This window comes from Pseudomonas sp. ES1 (assembly GCF_050586605.1).
In the GTDB taxonomy this organism is placed as follows: Bacteria; Pseudomonadota; Gammaproteobacteria; order Pseudomonadales; family Pseudomonadaceae; genus Aquipseudomonas; species Aquipseudomonas sichuanensis.
In genome coordinates this window covers 25,199-31,847 of sequence record NZ_JBOBDM010000064.1, presented here as the reverse complement: position 1 = coordinate 31,847, position 6,649 = coordinate 25,199, and the positions used below count along the sequence as shown (strand labels likewise).

At 62.9% G+C, this 6,649-nt stretch carries 6 protein-coding genes and 2 pseudogenes; 4 read left to right on the top strand and 4 right to left on the bottom strand.

Annotation, left to right across the window (positions count from 1 at the left end; translation table 11 throughout):
• The first annotated feature begins 84 nt into the window (after positions 1 to 84).
• Both ACQ4N9_RS22400 and ACQ4N9_RS22395 read left to right on the top strand, forming a co-directional pair.
• On the top strand, positions 85 to 1,125 hold the full coding sequence (locus ACQ4N9_RS22400) for a threonine aldolase family protein (RefSeq protein ID WP_390966252.1): 1,041 nt from the start codon (positions 85 to 87) through the stop codon (positions 1,123 to 1,125).
• A 315-nt stretch (positions 1,126 to 1,440) separates the two neighbouring features.
• Complete coding sequence (locus ACQ4N9_RS22395) at positions 1,441 to 1,890, top strand: hypothetical protein (protein ID WP_390966254.1); 450 nt, start codon at positions 1,441 to 1,443, stop codon at positions 1,888 to 1,890.
• An 83-nt stretch (positions 1,891 to 1,973) separates the two neighbouring features.
• Here the strand turns inward: ACQ4N9_RS22395 and ACQ4N9_RS22390 are convergent, their stop codons facing one another.
• From ACQ4N9_RS22390 to ACQ4N9_RS22375, 4 genes and pseudogenes are all read right to left on the bottom strand, one after another.
• Complete coding sequence (locus tag ACQ4N9_RS22390) at positions 1,974 to 2,702, bottom strand: methyl-accepting chemotaxis protein (protein WP_401057654.1); 729 nt, start codon at positions 2,700 to 2,702, stop codon at positions 1,974 to 1,976.
• Positions 2,703 to 2,837: 135 nt separating this feature from the next.
• A pseudogene (locus tag ACQ4N9_RS22385) lies at positions 2,838 to 3,866 on the bottom strand (cache domain-containing protein); the annotation flags it as partial.
• A gap of 225 nt (positions 3,867 to 4,091) precedes the next feature.
• Positions 4,092 to 4,394: a cell division protein ZapA gene (locus ACQ4N9_RS22380; protein ID WP_110992273.1), complete on the bottom strand. Its 303-nt coding sequence runs from the start codon at positions 4,392 to 4,394 to the stop codon at positions 4,092 to 4,094.
• Positions 4,391 to 4,621 carry a hypothetical protein gene (locus tag ACQ4N9_RS22375; protein WP_110992272.1) on the bottom strand — a complete coding sequence of 77 codons (231 nt, stop codon included), beginning with the start codon at positions 4,619 to 4,621 and terminating at the stop codon, positions 4,391 to 4,393. The genes ACQ4N9_RS22380 and ACQ4N9_RS22375 overlap by 4 nt, the downstream gene beginning before the upstream one ends.
• Positions 4,622 to 4,858: 237 nt before the next feature.
• Here ACQ4N9_RS22375 and ACQ4N9_RS22370 point away from each other — a divergent pair.
• Both ACQ4N9_RS22370 and ACQ4N9_RS22365 read left to right on the top strand, forming a co-directional pair.
• Positions 4,859 to 5,668 (top strand): annotated as a pseudogene (locus ACQ4N9_RS22370) (MCP four helix bundle domain-containing protein); the annotation flags it as partial.
• Positions 5,651 to 6,523 (top strand): methyl-accepting chemotaxis protein, encoded by an 873-nt coding sequence (locus ACQ4N9_RS22365; protein ID WP_369992088.1) that lies wholly within the window; start codon positions 5,651 to 5,653, stop codon positions 6,521 to 6,523. The pseudogene ACQ4N9_RS22370 and the gene ACQ4N9_RS22365, both read left to right, overlap by 18 nt.
• The last annotated feature ends 126 nt before the right edge of the window (positions 6,524 to 6,649 follow it).

The following is a 6,649-nucleotide window of genomic DNA, read 5'->3' as shown; positions in this document are numbered from 1 at the left end:
GCGACGCAGGCCTGGGCTTGTATAGGCAACCGCCAAATTGATGGTTTAGAGTGCGTGCCTGCGTCGTAAAAAAGGACAGGCGTCATGACCGATAACAACCAACAATTCGCCAGCGACAACTATTCCGGCATCTGCCCAGAAGCCTGGGCCGCGATGGCAAAGGCCAACCACGGCCACGAACGCGCCTATGGCGACGACCAGTGGACCGAACGCGCCTCGGAGTACTTTCGCAACTTGTTCGAAACCGACTGCGAAGTGTTCTTCGCCTTCAACGGCACCGCCGCCAACTCCCTGGCCCTGGCCTCGCTGTGCCAGAGCTACCACAGCGTGATCTGCTCCGAGACCGCCCACGTCGAGACCGACGAATGCGGCGCGCCGGAGTTCTTCTCCAACGGCTCCAAGCTGCTGACCGCACCCAGCGTCAACGGCAAGCTCACCCCCGAGTCGATCCGTGAAGTGGCGCTCAAGCGCCAGGACATCCACTACCCCAAGCCCCGCGTGGTGACTCTCACCCAGGCCACCGAAGTGGGCACCGTGTACCGCCCCGACGAGCTCAAGGCGATCAGCGCCACCTGTAAAGAGCTGGGCCTGAACCTGCACATGGACGGCGCGCGCTTCACCAACGCCTGCGCGTTCCTCGGCTGCACCCCGGCGGAGCTGACCTGGAAGGCCGGCGTCGATGTGCTGTGCTTTGGCGGCACCAAGAACGGCATGGCAGTGGGCGAGGCGATCCTGTTCTTCAACCGCGCCCTGGCCGAAGACTTCGACTACCGCTGCAAGCAGGCCGGGCAACTGGCCTCGAAGATGCGCTTTTTGTCGGCGCCGTGGGTCGGGCTGCTGGAAGACGGCGCCTGGATGCGCCATGGCCGCCACGCCAACCAGTGTGCGCAACTGCTGGCGTCGCTGGTCAGCGACTTGCCGGGCGTGGAGCTGATGTTCCCGGTGGAGGCCAACGGGGTGTTCCTGCAGATGCCGGAACCGGCCATCGAAGCGCTGCGCAACAAAGGCTGGCGCTTCTATACCTTCATTGGCAGTGGTGGGGCGCGGTTCATGTGTTCGTGGGATACCGAGGAAGCGCGGGTGCGCGAGTTGGCGGCGGATATCCGCAGCATCGTCGGCGCCTGACAGACCGCCATCGCCGGCAAGCCGGCTCCCACAGGGTCAGCGCCAAGCTGCGGGCCTGCGCGCTAACCTGTGGGAGCGGGCTTGCCCGCGAAGAATGATGCTACCCATGCCAAGGCTGATTTTTCATACCTGGAGTGACAGCGGGAAGTGCGGGAAATAGCAATCGCATCTGTCCAATGGCTAAAAATGTCTACACGATTGGCCCGACCAGTACCGAGCTAACACTGGTGTCAACTGATAAATATGACAGTTGCTGAGTTTGAAATCTCGCAGCAGTCTTGAGCCTCTCATTAACATTATGGCGAGGTTACAGTGATGGAAGACTTAGATCTGTCGTGGTTTGGACTCCCAGTCCAAGACCCTGAATTCAAAAAAGTTCTGATGACGTATCGCGAAGGCAATGAGACTCGACTCGGCGGTGCTGAAGTATCGTTGACATATAGTCCAGGCGAGGAGCCAAGGCTGGATATAATGCCTAGGGATCCTGAGAGCGCTGGCAACTCATCCTCGTCTACCAAACCTCGTCAAAACCCCGCGGACTTTGTATCTGTGACCTTCGGCGACAGGGATGGAGACGGGTTTACTGAAGTTCCGGAGAAGCTCAAAACTTTCATATCGAGCTTAATCGAAGGGGATATCATAAAATATAACGGCGATTGGATTGAGATCATTAGCAAACACTATCATTATGCGCCCCCCAGCCCGGTGGTTCCTTCTGGGTATATCGAGATAGAGGTCACATATAGAAAATTCACCAGCGTTTGAACTATTTATGACACGATCGGATCGCCACACTCACGTTTGCATCAATGACAGAAGCGTGGCGATCCAATTGAATTCGTGACCTGCTAAAGCCTGAACCCACCCATCTGCCGCGCCAGGTCATCGGCCAACCCTCGCAGCGCCTGGCATTCCTCACGGCACCCTTGCACCTCGGCCGCCGTCTGCCGCGCCAGGTCGGAAATCCCCTGCACCGTGCGGTTGATCTCCTCGGTCACCGCCGACTGCTCCTCGGTCGCCGTGGCCACCTGGTGGTTCATGTCGCTGATCTGCTCGACCTGATCAGTGATCGCCCCCAACGAAGTGCCCGTGCGCTGGCTGGACTCGACCCCATTGCCGGTCGCCTGCTGCCCCGCCTGCATCGACGACACCGCCGTACCCGCGCCCTGCTTGAGGCGCTGGATCATCTGCTGCACTTCGTCGGTGGACACCTGGGTGCGCCGGGCCAAGGTGCGCACCTCGTCGGCCACCACGGCAAAGCCACGGCCCATCTCACCGGCCCGCGCCGCTTCGATGGCAGCGTTCAGTGCCAGCAGGTTGGTCTGTTCGGAAATACTGCGAATCACCGCCAACACTTCATCGATGGAGGCGACTTCGTCGGCCAACTGGCTGACCGCGTCGGCCGCCTTGCCAATCTCGCCAGACATGCCTTCGATGTTGTGAATGGACCGACGCACCACTTCGCGCGCCTGCAGCGCCTCGTCGCGTGCCGACTGCGAAGCCACGGCGGCAGTGCCGGCATTCTGGGCAATGTCCTGCACGGTCAAACCCATCTCGTGCACGGCGGTGGCGACCATCTCGGTCATTTCCTGCTGCCGCCCGGAGCGTTCGGCGGTGTTGTCCACCACTTGCGTTACCTGCTCAACCGAGCGGTGCAGACGTTCGGTGGTGCGCAACACTTCGCCTATCAAACCGCGCTGGCTGTCGAGAAAGCGGTTGAAGCCCCGGGCCAGGTCGCCCAGCTCGTCCTGGCGCGAATCGTCGAGGCGGTGGCTGAGGTCACCGGCACCACTGCCAATCTGCACCAATGCCGCAGTGACCTGGCGGATCGGCCGTACCAGCCCGCGCGCCAGCAGCACCACCAGCAACAGCGAAATCAGGGCCACGCCACCACCAATCAGGCTGGTGAGCCACACGGCCTGACGCATCTGCGCGTATATCTCGGCCTCGGGCACTTCGGCCACCAGGGTCCAGTTCAGGTCACGCAGGGGCAGGCCCAGGGCCAGGTAGGTTTCACCGTCGCGGCTGAAACGGCTGCTGCGCAGGCCCTGGCCGCCGCTCATCAGCGCCTTGGCCGCATCGGCATCAAGCTGCTCGGCGAGCTGGCGCTTGCCGCTGAACTGCTGGTCGGGGTGCACCTGGATCAGGCCGTCGTTGCGCACCAGGAACACCTTGCCGTGCTCACCGAAGCTGAAGTCGTGGATCAGCTTGGACAGTTCGCTCATGCGCAGGCCCATGCCCGCCACGCCCACCAACTGGCCATCCTTTTCCACCCGATAGTCGATGAACAGCGCCAACTCACCGGTGGCCCCGTCGATATCGATATTGACCAGGCGCTCGGCGCCGCTGTCGATATAGCCGTAGAACCAGCTGTCCTTGGGGTTGGCGCGGCTGAGGGTGCGATCCAGGCCTTTCTCGTTGTAGTAGTGGTTGCTCGCAGTGGCGGCGAACATCGTGGTGAAGGCCTTGTTGCGCTGCCTGGCGCCCTCCAGGTATTCGATGAAACGCGGTGCTTGCGCTGGATCCTCACCGGCGGCCAGCCAGTCGCGCAGCAGGGTATTGCCGGCGATGTCCGCCGCTGCCACCAGCGGTCGGCCGAGCATGCGTTCGATGTCGTTGCGGATCGCCTCGATGCTGGCCGGCAGCGCCGTGTCGACCAGGTACCGCTCGGTGAGGCGGTTGACCGCCACGGTGTAGATCGCCACCACCACCAGGATGCTCGCCAGCAGGGCCGCGCCCATGCTTGCGATCAATTGCCACTGGATACTCCGCCGCCAGATACGCATGCCCTGCTACTCCCGCTAATTATTGTTTTGCGAGAAGTGTATACACTCAAGTATCCAGTTATTCCAGAGATCTGAGACAGCACAAAAAGACTGTGGGAGCGGGTTTACCCGCGAAAACGTCGGTGAAACCACCGTCGTCTTCGCGGGTAAACCCGCTCCCACAGGGGATGCTTGAGCGCTTTACTGGTCGCCGATGGTCCGGCTGATGGCATCGACGGTGGCGTCGATCTGCGCCTGGGTGCGCTCCAGGGTCTTGGCGTGTTCGCGCTGCAACTCGATCTGTTTCGAGCACAGGTTCAGGGCCGCCAGCACCAGCAATTTGTCACCGATCAGGGTCGGGTAGCTGCGCTTGGTCTCGGCCAGGGCGACGTTGAGCATGCGCACGGCCTGGGCCAGGGTTTCTTCCTGGCCTTCCGGCGCCTTGAGCGAATAGTCGTTGCCGAGGATCGATACGACATTGACCGGCTGCGCGTGCAGCCTCATGCGTTCACGACACCCGCGCTGGCGCGGTCGACCAGGGCCTGGATGCGGGCAGCGGTGGCGCCGTGCTTCTCTTCCTGCTCCATCAGCGACAGCTGCAGGGTCTCGTTCTCTTCCTTGGCCTGGGCCAGTTCCTGGCCGAGGGCGGTGTTCTGCTCGGTGAGTTGAGCGTTCTTGTGCATCAGGTCGCTGACCAGTTGCTCGAGTTGATTCAGGGAAGTTTCCAACATGCGTCTATCTCGGGTTGTTGCAAAGGGCGCACACGATAAGGAAAAACCTGCGCCCTCGCCATTAAATATCGGATTCAAAAGGTTTTTACCTGCTCAGGTTGACCGGTGTCGGCCGCCCTTGTTCCGGCTTGGGTCAACCGCCTGTCAGGAATTTCGTTAGCTGCCTCACAAATCCACCGTGCCACTATCAAGACTGGGCGGTCACGACCGATACGCCGGCAGGTCTTATTTCGTCGCATGGACTGCGGCCCCCTTTCTGCCCTGGATACCGCCTCCATGTCCTTACGCAACATGAACATCGCCCCGCGTGCGCTGCTGGGCTTCTCCGTGATCGGCCTGCTGATGCTTGGCCTGGGTGTCTTCTCGCTGATCCAGATGGGCAACATCCGCCAGGCCGGCGTGACCATCGAGCAAGTCAGCGTGCCCAGCATCAAGACCCTCGACGAGCTGACCGCGCTCAACCTGCGCCTGCGCACCCTGTCCTACCGCCTGCTGCTCAACCGCGAGCCGGCCACCCAGCAGGACACCCTGCGCCTGCTCGACGAGCGCAACGCGCAGATCGACAAGGCCCGTCGCACCTACGAGCCGCTGATCGCCGCCGCTGATGAAAAGGCCGCCTTCGAGCAGTACGGCCTGCTGCTCAGCCAGTACCGCCAGCTCGAGTCGCGCATGCGCAACCTGAGCCAGGCCGGCAAGGTGGATGAGCTGCGCGACCTGCTCAACAGCGAACTGCTGAGCAATTCCGAGCAGATCAACAAGGTCATGGACCAGCTGGTGAAGATCAACACCGACCAGACCGCCGACACCAACGCCAAGGCCGCCAGCCAGTACGCCAGCACCTTCGCCCTGGTGGTCGGCCTGCTGGTGGCTGCCACCGTGCTGACCCTGCTGTTCGCCTTCCTGCTCACCCGCAGCATCGTCAAACCCATCGACGAAGCGCTCAAGGCCGCCGAGCAGATCGCCGAGGGCGACCTCACCCACAACATCCGCCCCGAAGGCACCGACGAAGCCGCGCGTCTGCTGCAGGCCATGGCCAAGATGCAGGACAAGCTGCGCGACACCCTGCAGCTGATCGCCGGCTCCGCCACCCAGCTGGCCTCGGCCGCCGAAGAACTGAACAGCGTCACCGACGAAAGCGCCCGTGGCTTGCAGCAGCAGAACAACGAAATCGAGCAGGCCGCCACCGCCGTCACCGAAATGACCAGCGCGGTCGAGGAAGTGGCACGCAACGCGGTGAGCACCTCGGAAGCCTCCAGCGAAGCCAGCCGTTCGGCCGGCGATGGCCGCGACCTGGTCATGGAAACCGTGGGCGCCATCGAGCGCATGAGCGGCGACGTACAGGCCACCGCCAAGCTGATCACCCACCTGGCCGAGCAGTCCCGCGACATCGGCAAGGTGCTGGACGTGATCCGCGGCCTGGCCGACCAGACCAACCTGCTGGCGCTCAACGCCGCCATCGAGGCGGCGCGTGCCGGCGAGGCGGGCCGTGGCTTTGCCGTGGTGGCCGACGAAGTCCGGGCGCTTGCGCACCGCACCCAGCAGTCCACCAGCGAGATCGAGCGGATGATCGGCAGCATCCAGGGCGGCACCGAACAGGCCGTGGACTCGATGCGCACCAGCACCGAGCGCGCCGAGTCGACCCTGAACATCGCCAAGGGCGCGGGCCTGGCGCTGGACACCATCGCCTCGGCGGTGGGGCAGATCAACGAGCGCAACCTGGTGATCGCCAGCGCCGCCGAGGAGCAGGCCCAGGTGGCCCGCGAGGTGGACCGCAACCTGGTGAACATCAACGACCTGTCGGTGCAGAGCGCCACCGGCGCCCATCAGACCAGCGCGGCGAGTGCCGAGCTGTCGCGGTTGGCGGTGGACCTCAACGGCTTGGTAGCGCGCTTCCGTACTTGAAAAAGCTGGGGCCGCTTTGCGGCCCTTTCGCTGGCAAGCCAGCCCCCACAAGGACAGCGCTCAGCCTGTGGGAGCCGGCTTGCCGGCGAAAGGGCTGCGCAGCAGCCCCTGTTACTCGAGTATCAG